The organism is Dysgonomonas sp. ZJ279, assembly GCF_011039205.1.
In the GTDB taxonomy this organism is placed as follows: Bacteria; Bacteroidota; Bacteroidia; order Bacteroidales; family Dysgonomonadaceae; genus Dysgonomonas.
In genome coordinates, this window is the sequence record NZ_JAAKEL010000015.1 from 53,343 (window position 1) to 78,076 (window position 24,734).

Here is a 24,734-nt window from a genome sequence, read left to right on the forward strand (position 1 = left end):
CTCTAAGGGTAGTTTATGGCATTGTTGTTTGCAATTCTTTTTCTTGAATCTCCATAATTAGTCAAAAATAATGCGGCTACAGATACTTCAGAGATGAGAATATTAGTTTTTATGTTAAAAAACACTTGAAAAAAGCTGTCTTCATAGACGGCTTTTTTCGTCCAATCTTATTGTTAGGGTATTGACTTATATGTGAATTGTAAAGGTCTTTAGCTTATTTTGTTATATGTATTTTAGATACTATCTTATTGTATTCCTAATGATGCTTAGTTAATAAATGTTTACTCATCCCATGTCTATACATACTAATAAAGATTAAATTTTATTTGTATTTTATAATAAAATATAATAAATATTTTTAATTTTGCATTTGTATCGAATTATGAAAAACATCTTTATGCACTATTGTTCTCCAAATAAATCAGCGATGTCTGCTATTTTTCCTCTTGGAAATTTGGCAGTTAACTCTATTTTATTAGAGAGAGAGAGAGAGAGAGAGAGAGAGAGAGAGAGAGAGAGAGAGAGAGAGAGAGAGAGAGAGAGAGAGAATAGTATACTAAAAAAATACCAAGATAACAACGATTTACCGTATTTAATATTTTTCTACCTGCTAAAGGTGGATGTAAAGGCCATACCCTAGACAATTTAATTGTTTGGGGTATGGCTTTGCTATTTACTAAAGTCGAATTTAAAACTAAGGATAATATATTTCAAAAAAACTCAAAATGTTAACGGACCTCGCTTAAAACTCTAAAATTCAAAAACACCGGAAAAATTATTATTTAAATCTTTAAAACTAATCTTATGGATCGAATAAGGAAGAAAATTTATTGTGTGCTGTTTGTTACACTATGCGCAAATGGGATTATGATGGCCTCGGGTAGTCATAATTCATATGGTATAGAAAGTGTGCAACAGCAACAAAAAGTAACTGGTATCATCACCGATGCCGATGGCCCTATTCCTGGGGCAACAGTATCGGTTAAAGGTACTACTAATGCAACAATGGCTGATGAAAATGGGCAGTTTACATTATCCAATGTTCCGCAAGGAGCTACAATAACGGCCTCTAGTGTAGGTTATGTTACTGTAGAAGCAAGGTACACAGGACAGCCAACATTAAATTTTACATTGAAATCTAATACTACCGACTTAGATGAAGTTGTTGTAACAGCTTTAGGTATGAAACGCTCTCAGAAATCACTGGGATATGCAATGACGGAATTGAAAGGTGAAGACTTGAATAGTAATGTGATTAACCCTGTGTTGGCACTGCAAGGAAAAGTCGCCGGTGTGGAAATCGCGAATTCAGATGGTGGTCTGTTCGGCTCGACCAAAATTCAGATACGTGGTGCTTCTACTTTAGGTAAAAACAATCAGCCGATCTATGTAGTGGATGGAATGATTATTGGTAATGAAATTAAGGAAGGAAATCCTGATTGGGATAGTAACCCCAATGACTATGGTAACGAACTTAAGAATCTGAATCCCGATGATTTTGAAACCGTATCGGTACTGAAAGGCGCTGCTGCAACAGCACTGTATGGTTCTCGTGGTTTGAACGGTGCAGTTGTAATTACAACTAAAAGTGGTAAGACTAATCAAGGTTTGGGTATCCAGTTCTCGCAAACTTTTGGTGTTGATGCTATAACATCTACTCCTAATTTGCAGAATGAATTTGGTAATGGTACAATCGCAGGAAATGTGAGTTATGGTCAAAAAGATGCTAATGGTAATTATTTCATCTTCGATAATTTTCGCCAATTTCAGCTAAATAATGATGGACGTTTCACTTTGATACCGAGTCGGGGAATGAGTTACGGTCCTGCATTCGATGGGCGCGAAGTCGAATATTATGATGGAACGTTCAGAGCCTACAACCCTGAAAAAAATAATTTCAGAGAAGCTTACCAAGCTGGTTTCAACTCAAATACCAATATAGCTATAAGTGGAGGGAATGATAAAACAACATTTTACACCTCTATGTCATACAAGTATGCCAGTGGAACTCTTCCTAATAGTGAGTTTCAACGTGTATCATTCTTGGGAAAAGCAGCTCATAAAATAACAGATAAGGTAAGGCTGGAAGCGAGCATGGCGTTTGCTAATTCTATGCCTAGAAATCCACAAAAAAATATAGGCGAGAACTTTGTAAACGGAACATGGGGGCGTTCTTACGATCCTGCTTATTCTAGAACGAAGTATCTGGGTTCTCATGGAGGTTTGGCTAGTACATCGTACGGCGATCAATATGGTAATATGCCTGGAAGTAGTGTTTGGTTTGATCTCTATGAAAACACTTATGAACAAAAGGAAACATCTGTTCGTCCGGCAATAAAACTGGATATTGATTTGCTCGATTGGTTGAAATTCAATACGGAGGCTAGCTACAATTATTACTACACCCGTTATGAAGGTAAGCAACTGGGACAAGGCTATGCCAATGAAGGTGGTGAATACGATATGAGAATGAGAAACAGAGAACAGACCAACTTAAATGCTAACTTTTTGGCAAACAAAGCATTTGGAGATTGGAATGTAAACGGATTCCTTCGTGGGGAGTATTACGAAAATTTTGCTCAAGCGCAGGATATACGAACAGATGATGGTTTGGTTGTGCCGGGTCAGTTTTTTATTGCAAATTCGAAAAAAACACCTGTATACTCAGCAAGAATTGCTGACCGGAAGAAAATTCTTTCTGTTGCATTCCAAGCCGGAGTAAGCTGGAAAGATCAGGTATATGTGGATGTAACCGGACGTAACGACTGGTCGTCTGCTTTAGTATATACGGATGAGCATGGAACATATTCTTACTTCTATCCTTCTGTGAATGGATCGTGGCTTTTGAGTTCTACTTTCCGCGACAACCTGCCAGATTGGGTGTCTTTTGCTAAGATACGCGGATCATGGGCGCAGGTAGGTAATGATACAAGTCCTTACAATATCAATACCGCTTATTCACTAACAACTTCTACGTTAGGGTCCTCTAATTACTACGGTTTGACAATTCCGACGAAAATGAATTCAACCAATCTGAGACCCGAACGTAAAAATGCTTGGGAGGTTGGTTTGGACTGGCGTTTCTTTGATGGCCGCTTCGGTGTAGATTTTACATATTACAAAGAAAATACAAAAGATCAGATCATGACGATTTCCGTACCTTATCAGTCTGGTATCACGCAGCAGTTGATTAATGCCGGTAATATCGAAAATAAAGGTGTTGAGTTAGCTTTGAATGTAGTGCCTATCCGGACTAAAGATTTGGAATGGGAATTATTCTTCACTTATACAAAGAATGATAACAAAGTTATATCTCTACATGAGAACGTAGCGGATTATATTGTATTGGCAGGGGATCCTGCTTATGGTAACTTCCGTATTGGTTCGGTAGCAAAGGTCGGTGCTTCCTATGGAACATTGATGACAGATAGTGAACTGAAAATAGATGGAACATCAGGTTTACCTGTTTTGGTTTGGACTGAATCTGTGAGACGCGCCAATTATCTCCGTAATGAAACTGAAATCCAAGAAATAGGATCAATGATTCCGGATTTCTTAGGTTCTTTTTCTACTAAACTGAGATACAAAGACTGGTCGCTATTTGTAGGATTAGATATGCGTATTGGGGGATATGTAGCATCTTATAACTCACGTTATGGTACAGCTTACGGTTTTACCAAGAAATCATTAGAGGGTGCTCCGGGGCATGGAGGCCTCACTTGGACATCTGCATTTGATGGATTGACTTATCATGATGGAGTTATTCCTGCGGGTCTATTCCCTGAAGGAACTCCGATTGCTCAGCCCGACGGAAGTACCTATACAGTAGGTAAAGGTGGCGTTTCACAGTCTGGGGAGTCTTATCAGGAATTATTTGATAAAGGGGTGATAGAACCGACCCACTCTTCTGCATGGAATTATAGAAATAATGCATGGACACAGGCTGGACGTAATTTTGGTGTTGTATCCGACGCATGGGTAAAGAAACTGAATTATATTGCTCTACGTGATGTTGCTCTCACTTATCGTGTGCCTGGTGCTTTTTGTCGAAAAATGAAAGCGAAAAATATGAACCTGACAGTGTCTGGACACAATTTGGGATATCTGTTGAACAGTATGCCTAATGGGGAAAATCCTGAATCGATAAGTGGTACTGCTGCCGGCGAGTTTCGTGTACGTTCGTTTCAAGGTGTAACATCCAGCTTTACTTTTACAGTAGGTATTGGTTTCTAATAAAAACTTGTTCAGTCTAAAGAATAGAAATAAACTATATCAAATATGAAAAAATATATAATTACTTTAACGCTAGTTGTGGTCTCTTTATTCACAATAAGTTGCAATGACGACTTTGCAGACGTGAATACAGACCCTTCAGCAGTAACAAAAGGTGACCCTTCTTTCCTGTTTGCGCAGTCCATTCTCGAATTTGAGCCGCAGGGCTATACTTATTGGTTCTATAATGCATCCTCTATTTTTCAGTGGGTACAAACAGGCGTATCTACCGGTGGAGCGTCTTCGACTATTGCAGATGGAGCTCCATCGCAAAATTTCAAGGCAATCGATGTGTTGAAATATGCAAACGAGCTCAAATATGTTCGGTCTACTATGGCAGAGGAAGAGAGTGCTCAGTATGCTAAATATGCAGCAGCAATGGATGTATTATGTGTATATATGGGAATTTTTGACTCCGACTTTATCGGAAATATACCTTATACAGAAGCAGCACAGGCTGCTCACGGAGGAACGTTGACTCCTAAATATGATCAGGTCGAAGATTTATATAACCTTTGGTTAACTAGTTTAGATGAAGATATTCGGGTGCTGACGACGGCTACCGATCAGGTATTCTTGAGTGCTCAAGATCCGGTATACAGGGGTAAGACTGAAAGTTGGGCTAAATTGGCAAACTCTTTGAAACTGAAAATTGCTGCTCGCATGATTAGCCAAAATCGCGTGAAAGCATTGGAGGTTGCTCGTGAGGTAGCTACGGCTTCTTGTGGGGTGATTAGTAGCGAAGCCGAAGATTTTCTATTCAATAAAGCTACGAGCAGTACATCTAGCAATGATTATGCTTATCACTGGGAAAATGGAGTTTTGACTTCTGTTGGCGGATCCCAGACTATGATTGACTTTATGGTGAATAATCGTGACCCACGCGTACGCTTTATTTTCAAGAAAAATACATGGAACGCTAAAGTAGTTCAGTTATTCTTTGATGCCAAACGTGAGAATGATGTTCCTAAATACATTATGGATAACGTGGATTATGAAGTAGGAACTGGCGGCATTTATAAGTTTAAAGGATGGAAAGGTGCCGGTGAACCTTGGGTTCGTTATTATGGGCTTCCATTGGCATTCGATGCTGGACAACAGGCTGGTATATATGGCGATTGGTTCAATTATGATGTAAAATGTAAATATGATGCAAACTATACCTATCGTCCATATTCAATGTTTCAGGATGAGATGATCTATGGTCGTATTAACTTTACATATCCGACCATTCCGGGTGATGCTGCCATTCAGGATATTGAGGATACCCCTTGGTGGGGTATGTATATGACTACAGCCGAAGTGAATTTGTATTTGGCAGAATTCTCATTGCTAGGTGCCAATCTGCCCGAAGGTGCTTCCTCGTATTATAATAAAGCTATTGCAGCTTCTGTAAAAGAATATAATAGATTAGCTAAAGAAAATAAAATTCCATATTACGGAGCGACTTATAATAACTATGATCCTTTCGAAAAGAGCATTGATTTAGTTGATGGCGAAATCGAAACAATGATGTCAAATCCAAGTTATAAGTTAACGGGAGACAAAGCATCTGATTTGGAAAAAGTATATATACAGCAAGTAATGCATTTTTCAATGCAACCTATTGATCAGTATGCTACAGCTCGTCGTTCGGGTGTGCCTAAAATTGGCTCAAGCATATTTCCGCGTGCCGATTACTCTCAGGTTCCGACATCTTCTATCCCTCGTCGTATGGCATTGAATCAACCAGCTCCTACAGATTTAATGTACAATGTGCTGGTAAATTCATATAAGGAGCAAGGATTCACTGTGGGTTCTGGAACTATTCTGAACTCGGAACGTGTATGGCAAGATAAGGATGCTCCACAATGGGGACAAGGTCCGAAATAATAATACTTAGGGTTTGTTAAAAGAGAAATAAACTCTCGGGTATTGATTCAGAGAAAATGTACTGAAAAAGGGTGTGTTCAAATATCTAATACACCCTCTATTAGAGAGAAAATCAATTCCAAATTATAGTGCTGTACAAAGTAAAGATACACGTACAACAAAGATTTTTTGGGATGTTGATTGATTAGTTCATATTAAGAACACTTCTGAAAAAGCTGCCTGTGAAGGTGGCTTTTTTTATTTTTAAAAATAATTGTTTCTGTACTTAAAAACGTTTATATTTGTAACCGTTTTTTAATATATACTCTCTAAAAGAAATCAATGAATCATGATTTAGTTACAAGAATATCGTATTTCTTGGAGACATATGCCTCGGTTATGTTTTCGAGAAATGTACTACATTGTTGTTAATCTAGTCAGTATTTATGTGATTTACTTGAAAGTGAAAAAGCCACCTTCACAGGCAGCTTTTTCCAAGTGTTTTTTAATATAATAACTAACATCTCTGAAAATCAAGGTTGAGCAAGTAAGAAATACTATACAACCAAGGGTTCGGAGGTGTTATCTTTTGCAACCGATCAATAATAAATCGGTTGATAGGTCTTTATAAACTACACTTATATAATTTAGTGAAATTGATCTGATTAAGAGCAATAGATACGGCGGTATGTACCTATGTGCATAATAGATCCTCATATATTTTAGGATCTTCGATAAATTGTTTTTATTAAATCTTTTGGCTATAATACGCGTGCAGTGCGGAGTGTATAAGTGTGTTTTCTCTCTCTCTCTCTCTCTCTCTCTCTCTCTCTCTCTCTCTCTCTAATAAAATAGAGTTAACTGCCAAATTTTCAGGAGAAAAAAAGGAGTTAAAATCAATTATATTTAGAGTAGAATTTGTCATTAAATTGTGTTTGAATAGCATTTTTAACAGCAGCGAATTTAGCTATTTATTTTGGTTTGGCAAAATTACAGATGCTTTTTGCTTAATTTTTATTTGTCCTCTATATATCTGGAACTGTTTAACTTTGTTGTGTGTCTTAACTTTTGAGGGATGCATAAAAGTTGCTGATATGAGAGCTCGTGATATCTGTTAACTTTATCGGAAAATGAACAGGGTGATCCTATTCATTTTTTTTATCGTTCTATAACTTTACAGAAGGTATTATCTGCTAATGTAGGAAGGATATCAGAGAAGGGAAAAGCTTGTTCAACTTCGGGAAGTGTTGCTGTATTAACTTATCAATCCCCAATTATATCTGTTGCCACCCAATTTTTTTAATTGTCGACGCAGAATTAGATTGTCAGGTTTTTCGAGTTGGGGATCGTCATCTAAAACATTTTGTGCAACCTCACGGGCATATTTCAATATCTCAGAATCTTTTACGAGATTTGCTATCCGCAAGTTGAATGGAATACCACTTTGCTGAGTTCCTTCAAGATCGCCGGGGCCTCTGAGTTTTAGATCGGCTTCGGCTATTTCGAATCCGTCATTACTTTCGACCATTATATCTATACGCTTTCGGGTTTCAGCCGAAAGTTCGTATGGAGTAACCAATATGCAATAAGATTGGTCGGCTCCACGTCCCACACGTCCTCGTAACTGATGCAGTTGCGAAAGTCCGAAGCGTTGTGCCGACTCGATAACCATTACTGAAGCATTAGGTACATTTACACCTACTTCTATAACAGTTGTCGCCACCATAATTTGAGCTTCATTTCTGACGAATCGCTGCATCTCGGCTTCTTTATCTTTCGGTTTTAATTTTCCGTGTACTTTGCAGACAGTATATTCGGGGAAAACTTCACAAATATGTTCATAGCCCTCCTCTAAGTTCTTCAAGTCTAATTTTTCACTTTCTTCTATTAGTGGATATACGATGTAGATTTGTCTGCCCTCTTCCAGTTGTTTGCGCATAGATTGATATAATGCGCCTCTTTTCTTATCATACTGATGGATCGTGTGTATGGGTTTTCTACCCGGTGGTAATTCGTCAATTACCGAAACATCAAGATCCCCATAGACAGTCATAGCCAATGTACGTGGAATAGGGGTTGCTGTCATCACCAGCATGTGTGGCGGATTGATATTCTTAGACCATAATTTTGCACGTTGGGCAACACCAAATCGATGTTGCTCGTCAATAACTACTAATCCGAGATTAGCAAATTGCACAGTGTCTTCTATTAGAGCATGAGTTCCGATCAATATTTTAAGATCATTAGTCAATAAGTTGCTATGTATTCTTTCACGATCTTTCTTCTTTGTAGATCCTGTCAGTAGTTCTACACTTACATCCAATCCATCCAAAAACTCCATTATGGTGTTGTAATGTTGTGTGGCTAGTATTTCAGTAGGTGCCATTATGCAGGCTTGAAACCCATTGTCGATAGCTATGAGCATGAGCATAAGTGCAACCAAAGTTTTACCGCTACCCACATCACCTTGCAAAAGTCGGTTCATTTGTTCGCCTGTTGCCATATCCTGGCGGATTTCTTTTATAATACGCTTTTGAGCACCGGTAAGTTCGAATGGTAGATTGTTTTCGTAAAAAGAATTTAAATAATCGCCCACTTTTGTAAATACAAATCCTTTCAGTTTAGCCTTGCGTTCCGATGTGTATTTTAGAATATTGAGTTGTATGTAAAATAGCTCTTCAAACTTTAATCGTAGCTGAGCATCCCTCAAGAGTACGACTGTTTCGGGAAAGTGTACATTTCTGATTGCCGATTTCAAGTCCATGAGGCGAGCCTCCTGTATTACCTTCTCGGGTAAAGTTTCAGTAATATGGTTTACAGAGGCAGAAAATGCAGAGGCAACTATTTTTTGAATTGCTTTCGAATTCAGGTAATGCCTCTTCATCGTTTCTGTCGTATTGTAATAAGGCATCAGTCCCATTTGTCGTGCCTTTTCATCGATATAAGGATCAATGTCGGGATGTGCTATGTTAAACTTCTGTCCGAAGAGGGTTGGCTTGCCAAAGACGATGTATGGCATATTTATTTTGTACTTGTCGGTAATAAACCGGCCTCCTTGAAACCAAACTAGGTCTATATATCCTGTACCATCCGTAAACCGGCCGACAAGTCTTTTGTTGCGCCCTTCGCCAATTGTTTCGAATTCTGTAATGCGCCCTTTCAGTTGTATGTATGGCATATTTCCATCAATCTCATGGATGAAGAATATTCGGCTGCGGTCTATATATTTATACGGAAAATAATATAACAAGTCTTCCACCGAAAAAACATCAACTTCCTTATTTAGGATTTCTGCTTTCTTCGGTCCTACACCTGCCAGGTATTTTATATCTGTCTGTCCGTAGTCTGCCATTTTACTTTAACTTCATTTATAGCAAAGTTATATATTATTCTCGTATATACTGTATTCCGCCTATGTTTTCTATCTTGTTGGCACCACTTTGTATGTACAATATGAAAATATTTTAAAAAGATGTTTAGCAACATGTTAAGCTGTGTGTATTGACTGTTTTGTGTGCTTTTATACCCTTTGTGTGATCACTTAAAGTGTTGATTATTAAATTATTTAAATATATAAAACCAAATGTTAAATTAACAAATTTGACTTTTTAAGTAATTTTAATTATGTCTCAATTCTCTTGTTTTGTGTATTATAGACATCTATATTTGCCGATATAAAATTGTAAAAAAAACTTAACATAAGTTACTGCATCGAAAATATTCTGTTAAGTTTTTTAATGAAAAATAGTAGTGTTATTATATATTAAGTAGTTGTCGTATAGCAGCTACTAAGTCAGGTGAAAGTAGTGTATTTGTTAAGGTAAATTGTTAAGTATTAAATTATCATCAATCAAAATCTCAAAGTATGAAACATGAGGGACAACACAAAAATCGGAGATCAAACAGACAGAGTCTGGGGCGATTTTCACTGCGCATAAGTATGTTATTTATGGCGCTCTTTGCATGCTCGTTATTAAGTGCTCAAACCGAAAGAATTACAGTAAAAGGGATAGTTACTGATAATACGGGGGAAGCACTTATTGGCGCTAGTGTGACACAAAAAGGAACTACAAATGGAACAATGACAGGGATGGATGGAGATTATTCATTGTCAGTTCCGGGTAATGCGACGTTAGTAATAACGTATGTTGGCTTTACAACGCAAGAAGTACAAGTGGGTGGGAAAACATCACTCAATATTAAATTGAACGAAGATTCCAGAGCGTTAGACGAAGTGGTTGTAACGGCTTTAGGTATCAAACGTGATAGGAAATCACTAGGTTATGCTTTGCAGGAAATCAAAGGTGATCAGCTGACAGAAGCTCGTGAAGCTAATATAGCCAACGGACTTACAGGTCGAGTTGCCGGATTACAAGTTAAGCAAGCGGGTACAGGTCCTGCAGGGTCTAGTAGAATCGTTTTGCGTGGTAATAACTCTATTGGTGGTAATAACCAACCCTTAGTTGTTGTAGATGGTGTGCCTATTGATAGTTCTACCGGTGGATCTGATGACTATTGGGGTAACAGAGCTGTAGATAGAGGTTCCGGTATGGCCGATATTTCTCCTGACGATATCGAATCTATGTCTGTTTTGAAAGGACCAGCGGCAGCGGCACTTTATGGATCGCGTGCAGGTAATGGTGTAATTATGATAACAACCAAGACAGGTGCAGGAAAGAAAGGTTTGGGTGTTTCGATCAATTCAAACTTAACATTCGATTCGCCTATGCAACTTCCTGAATATCAAAATGTATATGGACAAGGGGCAGGTAATCAATACATAGTGAACTCGACAGGTAGCTGGGGTGAGAAAATGACAGGTCAGAAATTTGTAGACCACGTAGGTCATAATATTGTATATTCTCCTGAAGATAATAATCTTAGAGATTTCTTACGTACCGGTACTACTTTTACAAACAGTGTCGACCTGACTAGTGCCACAGATAAGAGTACGCTACGTGTAGGGTTGATGCACCTATCTAATAAAGGGGTTGTACCTAATAGCAATTTTGGAAGAACATCTTTTACAGTGCGTGGTACAGCTAAGCTTTCGGATAAGTTGTCAATGGATACTAAGATTACTTATGTAAACCAAAGAACAGACAACCGGATTAAACTGGGTGGTGACCCCGATAATATTTTCAATAATTATTTAATGATGCCTCGTTCTGTTCATTATAGCGATTTGAGTCGTTATCCTGATTATGCTTATCCGGTAGGAACAAAAAGTACAGCTACGGGTGCAGATTTATCGGGACAGCCGGTGGCATGGACTGATCAGTACGGTGGGCTTATAAGAAACCCTTATTGGGCTGCTTATAGAAATACGAATAATGATAGAAAAGATCGTTTTCTCGGTTTTGGTTCATTAAAGTATGAATTTACAGATTGGTTAAATATTCAAGGGCGTTATGGTATGGATTATAATGCTAGTCAATACGAAATGCGTCAAGCTACCAAGACCCCTTATTGGGAAACATCTGGTGAATATATTATGAATAAAGATACAGGCTATGAGGTGAATACAGATTTCTTGATTACATTAAATAAATCACTCTCTGATAAAGTCGGTCTTGTGGCTACAGCCGGTGGCAATATTATGTATGCACGTACCGATAATTTATGGACGCAGGCAAATGGTCTTTATGTTCCCAACTTTTTCAATATATCGAATGGTTTGGACAAAGATGTTAGAACGGATGTCTCTCGTAAACAAATCAACTCATTATATGGTACTGCGTCTTTTGCATTCGATAATATGTTATATCTTGATTTGACTGCTCGTAACGACTGGTCTTCTACATTAAATAGTAATAATCGCTCGTATTTCTATCCATCGGTAGGGGGTAGCTGGATATTTACAGAATCACTAAACAGATGGGATGTAAAAAGTTCGGTATTGAATTATGGTAAGGTTCGTTTGTCGTGGGCACAAGTAGGTAATGATACTTCGCCGTATCAATTGTTTAATTACAGAACGCTCCATACAAAGAGAGATGTATCGGATGGGCAAATTACAACTATCCTAACTCCGAACAAAAGTGATACAAAAGCATTATACGATTTGAAAAATGAAACTATCGAATCTTATGAGTTAGGATTGGAGTTGAAAGCGTTCAATAATCGCTTAGGATTAGATTTTGCTTATTACAACAAAGAGGCAAAAGACCAGATATTGAAAATGAACACACCTTCTTCTACCGGATTTTCTTACAGATATGTGAATGCAGGGAATGTGAGAAACCGCGGTATTGAACTATTATTGACAGGAACGCCTGTTTTGACGAAGGATTTCACATGGGATGTGACAATTAACTTCTCGAAGAATAAAAATAAAATTCTTGAATTGGCTGATGGTATAGAAAGACAGATACTTAGCGATGCTTCTTACTCGGGTATGATCCAGATAGTAGCAGAGGCAGGCGGTTCGTATGGAGACATATTTGGAAAATCTTATACAAGAAACGATCAGGGTGAAATCCTTATTGGTGCCGATGGATTACCTACATTCGATTCTGATTATAAAAAACTAGGTAATGGAAATCCAGATTGGATGGGTGGTATTAATAATGCATTCCATTATAAAGGAATCGAACTGTCATTCTTGATTGATATGAGATATGGTGGTGAAGTATTTATGGGTTCGATGAGATCGGGTTCGATGGCCGGAACATTGGCTTCGACTGCCGACGGGCGCGAATCGATGGTTGTTCCGGGTGTTAATGCCAGCGGAGCTGCCAATACAGTAACTACTACAGCCGAAAAATATTGGCGTGCATTAGGATCAGGTTCTGAACCTTGGATATACGATGCTACTAATGTTAGACTTAGAGAGATTATTGTGGGTTATTCATTGCCACGTAAGCTGCTTTCGAACACCTTTATTCAGGGAGCTAAATTCAGCTTTGTTGGTCGGAATATATGGATGATACATAGCAAAACTAAAGGTTTTGATCCCGAAGGAGGTTTCTCTACAGGAAATGCTCAGGGCTTCGAGTATGGTTCGATGCCGACGCTCCGCAGCCTTGGATTTAATGTCAATATTACATTCTAATATTTAAAAAGTAACAGAAATGAAAACAAAAAAAATAATATTATCACTCCTGTTGGGAGTAGGCCTATTCGGATCTGGGTGTACCGATGGTTTTGATGCTATAAATACCAATCCAAATGGATTGACAGAAGATCAATATGACTTTTCTATGCTCGATCTGGGTGCCAGTCTTAGAAAGGGTGCTACCTACGAAGGGGCTGATGCTCATCAGCGAGTAAAAGCTTTGGGTATCGATGTATTTGTTCAATATACCGGAGGTACTGCAACATCGGCTATATGGAGTATGGATGATGGCTGGCAATCTTTATATTGGAAAAATCACTACAATAACCAGATATCCATTTTAAATGGGATACTCAGGGATGCCGAGCTGTATGAAAATCGTGAAAATTCAAAAGCATTAGCTCGTATCTGGCGTATTTATATCCAATCTATGTTTACAGATTATTTTGGACCTGCACCATTTCCACAATCATCAGAAGATACAGATCCTGAATATATGAAATTGGAAGATCAATATGCCATCTTCTTTAAAGAATTAGATGAGGCTGTAAATGATTTTGATGCGACTAAACCTTTCTTAACGAAGGAGGATCCGATTTATAGCGGACGTATGACTCAGTGGAAACGTTTTGCCAATACATTACGATTGAGGCTGGCTATTAAAATGTCTGAAATAAATCCGACGCTGTGTAAAGAGCAAGCCCAAAAGGCTTTTGATGCACCCGAAGGAATTATGCAATCGGGAGACGATGCCCGTATTGCCGGAACATCGGGTTGGGGTAATCAATATCCTTATTATATGTATCAGGTGGCATGGACTGATAGACAAATGTTAGTGGCATCGATGGAAAAGGCTTTGACCGGCATCGGTGGTTTGGACTATTCAGGTACTGCTACAGTTGCTCCGGCTAAAGTAGATCCTCGTGGCTCGCGAATGTTCGACCCTAGTCCTGTAGGAAATGCATGGGTGGGCATACCTCCGGGCATGCGCACCGAACCGGGTGATCTTCGATCGAAAAGTGCTGCAATGAGTACAATATGGGTTATCCCGAATGATACCCGTAAAACAGACATAATGCTCTATACGGAAGCATGTTTCTTAATGGCAGAGGCTGTAGAGCGATTTGCAATTGTTTCTCCTAAAACAGCAAAACAATGGTACGAAGAAGGTATCAAGGCTTCTTTCGCAAATTGGGGAGTGTCTGCAGATGTAGATGCATATATTGCCTCTAGTGAAAAGAATCTTTGGGGTACATCTGCTAAATACGATGATGCAACAGGGGCAGGTAATACAAAGCTCGAAAAAATAGTGACACAAAGATATATAGCCTTCTATCCCGACTTGTCGCTTCAGGTATGGAACGACAAACGCCGATTGAATATACCTGCGATGGTTATTCCTGAATACAGAGATTCGGGAGCTGGTATTTATCCTTTGGACGGTAATATAAAAAATCCGGATAATTATATTTCGCGCACGGTTTATCCACAAAGTGAAAAACAGATAAATGAGTCGAAATATAATGGTGGTGTGGCACAATTGAGAGACGGTGATAAAACATCATCTCCATTATGGTGGGCTTCGAAAAGAAGTAATTATGTTACTTCTAATTAAGCGATAATTTCATAGATGTTGATGAAGGTGCAGGGTTGTAACACCTTGCACCTTTATTATTTATGTTTATATTTGCTTCTTTAATGTGATAATTACATTTATGAAAATAAAATATGAGAATAGGAATTGATCTCGGAGGAACAAATGTTAGAGTAGGAGTAGTCAGTGACGGACGAATACTGATGAAGATTTCAGAATCATGCAAAGCCGATAAGTCGGAAGAAGAAACGGTAGAACATATAAAATCGTTGGTGCGCAGGGTGATGAATAGTAACATAAGAGGTATTGGTGTCGGTGTTCCGTCTGTTGTAGATGCCGAAAGAGGAATTGTATACAATGCTGCTAATATTCCATCATGGAAAGAAGTACATTTGAAAGAAATACTTGAGAAGGAATTTAAAATTCCTGTTGTAGTTAATAACGATTGCAACTGCTTTGCTTTCGGAGAGCGCTACTTCGGTGAAGGGACCACCTTCCATAATATTGTTTGCGTGGCAATAGGTACAGGAGTCGGGGCAGGTATTATAATAAATGATGAACTCTATGGTGGTAGTAATACCGGAGCAGGTGAAATAGGCAGCTTGCCTTATCTGCAACACGACTACGAGTATTATTGTAGCAGCCATTTCTTTAGCAAAGTGCATGGTATAACGGGAAAAGAGGCTTTCGATAGAGCGATGCAAGGCGATGAACAAGCATTAGCTTTATGGGATGAGTTTGGTGAGCATATTGGTAATCTGATGAATGTTGTTCTATTTACTTACGACCCTCAGGCTATCATAATTGGAGGAGGTATTGCTAAATCCTTCAATCTGTTCTCGGGGAAAATGTATGAGACTATCGCGAAGTTCCCATACCCCGAAACCGTCAAACGATTAAAAATAGTTCTTTCACAAAAAGAAGATATCAATCTGCTGGGTGCTTCGGCACTTGTACATTGATAATAAATTGCCGGAAAGTAAGGGTAGACTGACTAAATTACTTAACTTTTCTGTCGGATATTTTATCTGAATAGCCTATGTGTAATAGCTATTCGGGTGGAAGTTTTTTGTAAAATGTTTGATCATTAACTTCTGAGGTTGAGATGCTTTTTCCTGAAAAACGTATTCGGAAAACAGATGAACGATAGATTAAATTGATTAGTAAAACTATTTAAAATATAGCTTATTGTGCCATATAATTGCTATATTTGAAATTCAAAATAATACATTATAAAAAATATAAAAATGAGATTAGATCTAAGTTCACAAATCGTACTGGACAGGGTGCCTCAGCGCTATTACAGTCCGGAGAATGAATTCGAGTTGTCAGCATTAACTCGTTACGAAAAGGTTCCTACTCTGATTTACGAATCATCGGTAGATGCTTCATTGCAAATAGCTAAAGATATTGCAGCCAGAATTAAAGCGAAACAAGCGGAAAATGCAACGTTTGTACTAGCTTTGCCCGGAGGACAATCTCCACTGACTATCTATCAGGAACTTGTTCGTATACACAAAGAAGAAGGCTTGAGTTTCAAAAATGTGATTGTGTTCAATCTTTATGAATTCTATCCATTACAAGCACAAGCTAATAGTAATTTAAAATTATTGAAAGAGTCGTTTCTCGATTTTGTAGACGTAGACCCTAAAAATATCTATTCGCCTGATGGTTCTATTTCTAAAGCGGAAATATTGAACTACTGCCGCGATTATGAATTGAAAATACAAAGCGTAGGAGGTATCGATTATATGCTGTTGGGGCTTGGTCGTGCAGGTAATATTGGTATCAATATCGCAGGATCTAGTTTAAATTCTCATACACGCCTTATTCTGTTAGATATACAGTCACGCAAAGAAGCTGTTAATACATTCGGATCGCTCGACAAAGTTCCTGTAAGTGCAGTAACTATGGGTATATCTACCATAATGAAAGCAAAAGAGATCGCATTGATAGCATGGGGCGAAGACAAAGCCAATAGTGTAAAAGATGTAGTAGAAGGTGCTCTTTCTGATGCCATTCCTGCTTCGTGTCTGCAAGCTCACCCCAATGCACGTGTATATACAGATCTGAATGCAGGTTTCGACTTGACGCGTATCAATCATCCTTGGTTGGTAACAAGCTGTGAGTGGAATAGCAAACTTATTCGTAGAGCAATCGTTTGGTTATGTTTCAGAGTGAACAAGCCAATCTTGAAACTAACGAATAAAGATTATCAAAATAACGGACTCGAAGAGTTATTAGCTCTTTACGGTTCGGCATACAACGTAAATATTAAGATCTTCAACGATCTTCAACATACAATCACAGGATGGCCGGGAGGTAAACCCGATGCCGACGACACTAATCGTCCGGAGCGTGCCAAACCATATCCTAAAAATGTAGTTATTTTCAGCCCGCATCCCGATGATGATGTAATCTCGATGGGAGGAACATTCAAACGTTTGGTAGATCAGAAACATAACGTACATGTAGCTTATCAGACATCAGGAAATATTGCAGTGGGCGACGAAGAAGTAATTCGTTACGTATCTTTATTGGAAGATGTAAGAGCGAAATACGATCCGTCTAACGAAGCTTTCAAGAAAAAATATGCAGATATTCTTCAATATCTATTGCATGACAAAAAAGAAGGAGATGTAGATACTCCCGATATTATGTTCCTGAAAGGTCATATCCGCCGTCAGGAAGCAACAACAGCTTGCCGTTATGTAGGGATGGACACTAAAAATGTCAGATTCCTCGATTTGCCATTCTATGAAACAGGACGAGTTAAGAAAAATCCGATTTCGGAAGCAGATGTCGAGATCGTTAAGAAATACCTGAAGGAAGTTCAGCCCGATGAAATATTTGTGGCCGGCGACCTTGCCGACCCTCATGGAACCCATAAAGTATGTCTGGATGCAATCTTGGCAGCGATAGATGAAATGAAAAATGAAGAGTGGTTGAAGCATTGCCGTATCTGGATGTACCGTGGTGCATGGGCAGAGTGGGAAATAGACCATATCGAAATGGCTGTGCCTATCTCTCCGGAGGAATTGCGTTCTAAGCGTAATGCTATCTTGAAACATCAATCGCAAATGGAAAGCGCACCATTCCTTGGTAATGACGAACGCTTGTTCTGGCAACGTTCCGAAGACAGAAACCGTGCAACTGCCGAATTATATAGAAGTTTGGGCTTAGCATCGTACGAGGCCATCGAAGCCTTTGTACAATATAAGCCAATTTAAGTGCAGGAAAATAATATTTAAAGCTATATTTGCTGGCTATAACATTACTGGTTTATAGCCGGCAAAATAGTAAATTGGTCTGTGACCTTAAATAAAATAATAGAAAATCATGAGATTAATTATTCAACCCGATTACGATTCTTTGTCTCAATGGGCAGCAAATTATGTAGTTGCAAAGATAAATGCAGCAAAACCTACAGCCGAAAAGCCGTTTGTACTGGGTTTGCCTACAGGTTCGTCGCCAATGGGGATGTATAGAGGATTGATAAAGCATTATCAGGAAAAACGTGTGTCGTTTAAGCATGTAGTAACATTCAATATGGATGAGTATGTAGGTTTGGCGAAAGACCATCCTCAAAGCTATCATACTTTCATGTGGGATCATTTCTTTAGCTATATCGATATCGATCCGGCTAATGTAAATATCCTTAACGGTACGGCTTCCGATCTGAATGCCGAATGTGCAGCTTACGAAGCTAAAATGGAAGCTATCGGAGGTGTCGATCTGTTTTTGGGTGGTATAGGTCCTGATGGACATATTGCCTTCAACGAACCGGGGTCATCCCTTTCGTCACGTACACGTATCAAAACATTAACTCAGGATACAATTATCGCTAACTCGAGATTTTTCGATAACGATATTAATAAAGTACCTAAAACATCTGTAACAGTAGGTGTCGGTACAATTCTTGATGCAAAAGAAGTATTGATTATGGTGAACGGACATAATAAAGCTCGTGCTTTGGCACAGGCTGTCGAAGGTTCTATCAATCAGATGTGGACAATTACTGCACTGCAATTACACCCTAAAGGAATAATTGTATGCGATGATATCTCAACATACGAATTGAAAGTAGGCACATATAATTATTTTAAGGATATAGAAGCTGCACACCTTGATCCTACAAGTCTGCTTAAATAAGGAAGAACTGTTTTAAATTATTATAATGAGGAGAGGGAGCTTCCATGATGGACGCTTCCTCTTTTTTATTTTAAATAATGTTGTTTTGATATAAACACCAATATAAACGATGAGTTATGAGCCGGTATCTATCTTTCATCTACTCAAAGAGAAAGAGTCAAAGGGTGTACAAAGCTACTCCTTAGAGGGACTCCCTGTCATCCCGATACGTAGTGAGGGATCTCGACTTCTCTTTGTTATAGGATAACAGATCCCTCACTACGTATCGGGATGACAAGTACTTCGGGAATTTTTTTAGTTATTGTTTCTTTTCTTATATCGAACTTGCATTAGAATTAAGTAATACAATAGGTTGCAATAGACATCTTATTGTATAAAAGTTACTCAATAAATTGATCATCATCTTTCACGTTAAGACACTTTTGTTCTGATATGTTCTTTCTAAGCAAAAAAAATATTACTTTAGCTACTGATTTGACAGAGAGCGTAAAGATTTTATAAAACAACCATGCAATTAAAGGCTTTTGCCGCCATAACCTGATGTTGTCTTTTTGTCGTATAAGAAACTACTTGAAATTCGTTCTTCCCACATATAGAATAGACCCTGGCAAATGAAGCAGGGATGTTCCGTTTCACAATTAATTATTTTACTCTTATGAAAAAGAGCTTTTTAACAAGTGTTTTACTACAAATATTCTTGGCATCATCTTTCTATATACATGCTCAGATAACTATTGGCTCAGGAATAGAGCCCAATAAAGGTTCTTTACTCGATTTGAAAGAGCATCAGCCTACCAATGCCATCACCGATCCGGCTACTGCCGAACGGGGCTTGGGTATGCCACGTGTTTCATTAACTTCATTAACCGAATTAAAGCCAATGTATTCTTATACAGGAGGCGCGAATACACCAAGCCAGACAGATAAGGAAAACCATGTTGGTCTTATAGTCTACAATATCAATGAGGATTTTTGTGCTGCTACACCGATTGTTAAAGGAATATATGTTTGGAATGGGGCAGGTTGGGACATATTGGGGAGTGCCTTATCTGCCGAGGTGCAGATATTCAAAGATCAGGAAGGCAAGAATTTTAAAGCACGTACTTTCGGTAGTGCAGGAACTTGGATGATTGAGAATCTTGCAGTAAAAAAATATGCCGACAATACTCCGATTGAACTCTATGATGGCAGTACAACCAGTCCGGCAGTAAAATCTATGTATGCTTATCCGGCTAATGTTGCAGCAGGTTGGAGTAGTCAACCGGCAGGATGGAGCCAGAGTCAAGGGTTACTTTATAGCTGGCGGGCAGCAACGAATAATTACAATCCGGGTGGCATTGATCAATCGCAGGTTGCGGGTTCTGTTCCCGGTGCGAACGAAGTGGAGGTTAATCTCGAAAATCCTGTAGGCGCTAAGAATGGCAAAGTTCAAGGTGTTTGTCCCGCAGGGTGGCATTTGCCTAGCGATCGCGAATGGAATGTTTTGGAAAAGGAGCTTTATAACAATCCGACTACATATAGCAATTATACGTCGACACAGATAAGCACCTTCAATCCTCTTACCTGGCAAGATACTTTTGCAACCAGTACCGGAATGCGTCCGGCATCAACAACAACCATCGGACATGGTGGCGTGATGAAAAGTATATGCCAGTCAGTTAATTCTAATAATAATCCGGAAGGTCATAGCCTGCCTGCTGTTCAGGGAGGATTCGATGCTATGCTTGTCGGTAATGTTTCCGCTACGGCTCAAAATTATGGTGTTACCGCCTTTTTTTGGACGAGTAGTGCTCGTGCTGCTGCTACCTCTTTCCAGCGGAATGTAACATATAACAGGGCTTATGTTGCCAGAAGTGTAGGAAGCAGTTTTATCTTATTTTCTGTTCGTTGCAAAAAGGATTGATAGCTGATCACTTACACATTGAGCAATACTTCTATTTTTCTATTCGTATTCTTGCATCTACAGCAACCACCACTCTCTCGTTGGCAAGAAGTGGATTAATATCCATTTCTTTTATTTCGGTTGCAAAGCGTAGCAGAACAGATAGGCGAACGATTATCTCTACGAAAAGATCCTCGTTGATACCTTTCTGACCACGTGCTCCCTTTATTATTTTGTATGCTCTCAACGAACGCACCATCGATCGGGCTTCGTGAAAACTAAGTGGGGCAAGTCCCGAAGCTACATCCTGCAATATTTCTACAAAGATTCCACCCAGTCCGCATAATACAATATGCCCGAATGTGTTTTCGTATTTTGCACCTATAAATAATTCCTGTCCCGAAAGCATTGATTGTATCATTACCGAATGAGTTTCGGGTATTTTCATTAACCGTTCAAATTCGAAAGCCAAATGTTCGTCCGATTGTATGTTTAGTACCACACCGCCTACATCCGACTTGTGAAGTGGACCTACACATTTAGCAACAATAGGGTAGCCTGTTCTTTGAGCAAAAGCAATCGCTTCCTCTTTATTATCCGTCACCAGTTCTTCTACCTGCGGTATTCCTGCGGCATCAAATAGCTGCTTGATTGTTTGAGAATCGGCATAGCCGCTAGGTGCATTATCAATAATCGAACGTATTCGCGGAATATCGACACCTATATCTTCTATTTTGCCAACCGATGGAGGAGTACGGCTCACTACTTTCGATAGAGCATTGGCTAGGGCATACTCATCTGTAAAATTTACATGCCCTTGTTTCGTAAAAGTGTCCATTTCTTCAATAGCAGCCACAACGGATGGAAGTATGGGATAAATAGGCAATTTACATGTCCTGATTTTCTGATCAAGTATTCTGTATGCTTCGGCTACATTACTGACACCCGGATTACCATATATAACAGCAATACCATCTATCTCCTTAAAATATTTTTCACAGAAGTCGATCGCTATGCCCATGTGTTCTCCGCTTCCCGTACCTATAATATCTATCGGGTTACTAACAGCTGCTCCCGATAATAAATGTTTTTTGAGTTCCGACGCTAGCTCTTTGTTCATTTCGGGAACATTGATATTCCCTTTCGATAGAGCATCGGTTAGTATAACAGCTGGCCCACCTGCTTGAGTGATAATAGCCAGATTGCGTCCTTTCAGATTTTTCATGGTCAATACTGCACCCACATTAGCTAATTCTTCACGCGAATGGCAGCGTATAATACCGGCTTTTCTGAATAAAGCTTCGACAGCCGAATCCGAACTGGCAATAGCTCCCGTATGTGACGAGGCTGCACGGCTACCCGATTTGCTTGTTCCCGATTTGATCGCCGCTATGCGACAGCCTTTATTAATAAGCGAAGCCGAATGTTTAAGGAAGCGGTCGGGGTCGGTTATTTTTTCTAAGTATAATAATTTTATGCGCGGACTTGTTTTCTGATCAAACTCATCGTCCATATATTCAAGTATATCTTCTATTCCTACCTGTGCAGCATTGCCTATCGACCATGCCGAGTTGAATTGCAGCCCGAGGCACATTGCAGACTCTATTATATAAGTGATTGTACCGCCCGAACTTGAGATTATATCCACCCCCATGTTGTTGAGGTTGGGAATAGGGCGTGTAAATATACTTTGATGGTGCGTGTTAATAAACCCCGAACAGTTGGGCCCGATCAAAGTTGCTCCCGCTTTATTGGCAATGGCAATAAGTTCTTTTTCCATAGCTCGCCCTTCTTCAGATACTTCGCTGAATCCTGACGAAAACACAATGAATGCTTTTACACCTTTCTTATTAGCCAATATGTCTACAATTTCTAAACATACTTTTGCCGGAACCGATATAACCGCCAGATCGGCATTCGGAATAAGGTCGACACTGCGGTACGATTTTACACCTTGTACTATATCTTCTTTTTCATTTACGGCATATAAGTCACCATCAAATGTTCCGTTTATCAGATTGTGCAGTACACTGCCTCCCGGTTTCTGTATATTATTAGATGCCCCTACCACAACTATGCTTTGGGGTTGGATCAGTTCTTTATTAATCATGGCTCAGTAATTTAGATATATAAGGTATGAATATACAATTTTTTGAACATTCTGTCATTAAATCTAACAGAATTTTTGTTGAGATTGTTCTTGATGCTGTCATTTTAATATAAAGGATATCGGTGTTTTAGAAATTATCGTATTTTGCAAACTAATTGTATCTTTACTCCTATATATAATAAATGTATTATGATGTTACGGACAGCAAATGTTATACGATATATAATGCCTCTGCGAGAAGGAGGATCTTTACCCGCTTTGGCTGATGCAGACGATGGATTTAAATATGTATTGAAATTCAGAGGGGCAGGGCATGGCACAAAAGCACTAATCTCAGAATTGATAGGAGGAGAAATTGCCCGGGCATTGGGTCTTCGCCTTCCCGAGATAGTCTTTCTAAATCTCGATGAAGCATTTGGTCGTACAGAGGGCGATGAAGAAATTCAGGATTTGTTGCAAGCAAGTAGAGGGCTAAACATGGGATTGCACTTTTTATCGGGTGCCATCACTTTCGATCCGGTAGTAACTAAGGTCGATTCCAAGCTGGCATCGCAAATAGTTTGGTTAGATGCCTACCTTACCAATGTGGATAGAACAGCCCGAAATACTAATCTGCTGATCTGGCATAAAGAATTATGGCTTATAGATCATGGAGCATCCCTATACTTTCATCATACATGGGATGGGTGGGAGAAGTATGCTTTGAGTCCATTCAAACAAGTGAAAGACCATGTCTTGTTGTCGCAAGCAGGAGACTTGGCTGAGGTCGATAAAGAATTCAGATTGTTATTAACTCATGATAAGATCTGGGCAATAGTCAATTTGATTCCTGACGATTGGTTGCATTGGGGTAATAATGGAGAAACGCCTCAGGAATTGCGAGATGTTTATGTGCAATTTCTGACAGACAGATTAAATCATTCCGAAATATTTCTAAAAGAAGCTCAAGATGCAAGAGAAACACTTATATGAATACGCAGTGATTCGTGTTTTGCCAAAGGTTGAGCGCGAAGAATTTCTTAATGTGGGTATTATTTTGTTTTCCAAACGAGCCAAATATATAAAAGCCATATATAAGATAGATGAAGATAAGCTTCGTTTGTTCTCTCATGATTTAGATATGGAAGAACTTCATTCCTATTTAAAGGCGTTCGATAAAATATGTTGCGGAGCAAAAGACGGAGGCGCCATTGCCGCACTCGATATCCCCGAAAGGTTCAGGTGGCTTACGGCTGTGAGGAGTTCTTCTATACAAACATCACGACCGCATCCCGGATTTTCATGCGATTTAGATCAGACAGTAGAGAAACTTTTCAACGAATTGGTGCTTTGAATGTGTAATTTTTGCTCATTGCCTATTTCCGTCAATATTACTTTTTATAGTAATAAAACGAGGTCTAACAATATTTATCAAAATTTGTTCAAAAAAATATGTTTCCCAACACCTTTCATACTAGGTATTTAGATATTTCCCATCAATTATTTTCAAAATAAGTTCATAAAACATTTGGAGTATAATTAAAAGTTTTCTACTTTTGCACCCGCTTCACCGCTGAACGCAGCGCCTGAAGTTGATAAAAAAAGAAGCGATCTTTGACTAAATGATAACAATAAACAATAAAAAGTAGTACAAGGGAACTATGTATTGATTCGTTCAATACGTAGTTCAATTAGCTACCCGATCAATTCTTTAAAAGAATTCAATAGATCGAGCAGGATCAAGCAAAAGTATAAGAAAAACAATATACAAAGAAGAGTTTGATCCTGGCTCAGGATGAACGCTAGCGACAGGCCTAACACATGCAAGTCGAGGGGT

The 24,734-nt window shown here is 38.9% G+C and carries 13 protein-coding genes and 1 rRNA gene; 12 read left to right on the forward strand and 2 right to left on the reverse strand.

What is annotated here, in order from left to right; genetic code table 11:
* The first annotated feature begins 382 nt into the window (after positions 1-382).
* The 3 genes from G7Y57_RS13320 to G7Y57_RS13330 all read left to right on the forward strand — a co-directional run bounded on the left by G7Y57_RS13320 (position 383) and on the right by G7Y57_RS13330 (position 6,144).
* Complete coding sequence (locus tag G7Y57_RS13320; RefSeq protein ID WP_165024834.1) at positions 383-640, forward strand: hypothetical protein; 258 nt, start codon at positions 383-385, stop codon at positions 638-640.
* A gap of 164 nt (positions 641-804) precedes the next feature.
* Positions 805-4,233: a SusC/RagA family TonB-linked outer membrane protein gene (locus tag G7Y57_RS13325; protein ID WP_165024957.1), complete on the forward strand. Its 3,429-nt coding sequence runs from the start codon at positions 805-807 to the stop codon at positions 4,231-4,233.
* Positions 4,234-4,278: 45 nt separating this feature from the next.
* Entirely contained in the window at positions 4,279-6,144 is a 1,866-nt protein-coding gene (locus G7Y57_RS13330; RefSeq protein ID WP_165024960.1) for a SusD/RagB family nutrient-binding outer membrane lipoprotein, read from the forward strand.
* A 1,234-nt stretch (positions 6,145-7,378) separates the two neighbouring features.
* Here G7Y57_RS13330 and recG read toward each other — a convergent pair.
* Complete coding sequence (gene recG, locus G7Y57_RS13335; protein ID WP_165024963.1) at positions 7,379-9,475, reverse strand: ATP-dependent DNA helicase RecG; 2,097 nt, start codon at positions 9,473-9,475, stop codon at positions 7,379-7,381.
* Between the two features lie 597 nt (positions 9,476-10,072).
* Here recG and G7Y57_RS13340 point away from each other — a divergent pair.
* The 6 genes from G7Y57_RS13340 (at position 10,073) to G7Y57_RS13365 (ending at position 20,829) form a co-directional block, all read left to right on the forward strand.
* Positions 10,073-13,177, forward strand: a complete 3,105-nt coding sequence (locus tag G7Y57_RS13340) for a SusC/RagA family TonB-linked outer membrane protein (RefSeq protein WP_165024979.1) — start codon at positions 10,073-10,075, stop codon at positions 13,175-13,177.
* A gap of 19 nt (positions 13,178-13,196) precedes the next feature.
* Entirely contained in the window at positions 13,197-14,795 is a 1,599-nt protein-coding gene (locus tag G7Y57_RS13345) for a SusD/RagB family nutrient-binding outer membrane lipoprotein (RefSeq protein ID WP_165024982.1), read from the forward strand.
* Positions 14,796-14,908: 113 nt separating this feature from the next.
* A complete protein-coding gene (locus tag G7Y57_RS13350; protein WP_165024985.1) occupies positions 14,909-15,736 on the forward strand; it encodes an ROK family protein in 828 nt (275 codons plus the stop codon).
* A gap of 285 nt (positions 15,737-16,021) precedes the next feature.
* On the forward strand, positions 16,022-18,004 hold the full coding sequence (locus G7Y57_RS13355; RefSeq protein WP_165024988.1) for a glucosamine-6-phosphate deaminase: 1,983 nt from the start codon (positions 16,022-16,024) through the stop codon (positions 18,002-18,004).
* Positions 18,005-18,113: 109 nt separating this feature from the next.
* Positions 18,114-18,926 (forward strand): glucosamine-6-phosphate deaminase, encoded by an 813-nt coding sequence (gene nagB / locus G7Y57_RS13360; protein ID WP_165024991.1) that lies wholly within the window; start codon positions 18,114-18,116, stop codon positions 18,924-18,926.
* A gap of 655 nt (positions 18,927-19,581) precedes the next feature.
* Complete coding sequence (locus tag G7Y57_RS13365; RefSeq protein ID WP_165024994.1) at positions 19,582-20,829, forward strand: FISUMP domain-containing protein; 1,248 nt, start codon at positions 19,582-19,584, stop codon at positions 20,827-20,829.
* A gap of 31 nt (positions 20,830-20,860) precedes the next feature.
* Here G7Y57_RS13365 and G7Y57_RS13370 read toward each other — a convergent pair whose 3' ends face one another.
* Entirely contained in the window at positions 20,861-22,918 is a 2,058-nt protein-coding gene (locus tag G7Y57_RS13370; protein ID WP_165024997.1) for an acetate--CoA ligase family protein, read from the reverse strand.
* 189 nt (positions 22,919-23,107) lie between these two features.
* Between G7Y57_RS13370 and G7Y57_RS13375 the strand changes: the two genes are divergently transcribed.
* The 3 genes from G7Y57_RS13375 to G7Y57_RS13385 all read left to right on the forward strand — a co-directional run.
* Entirely contained in the window at positions 23,108-23,890 is a 783-nt protein-coding gene (locus G7Y57_RS13375) for a HipA family kinase (RefSeq protein WP_165024999.1), read from the forward strand.
* Positions 23,868-24,251, forward strand: coding sequence for a DUF3037 domain-containing protein (locus G7Y57_RS13380; RefSeq protein WP_165025002.1), 384 nt, complete (start codon positions 23,868-23,870; stop codon positions 24,249-24,251). Before G7Y57_RS13375 ends, G7Y57_RS13380 begins: the two co-directional genes overlap by 23 nt.
* A 413-nt stretch (positions 24,252-24,664) precedes the next feature.
* A 16S ribosomal RNA gene (locus tag G7Y57_RS13385) occupies positions 24,665-24,734 on the forward strand; the annotation flags it as partial.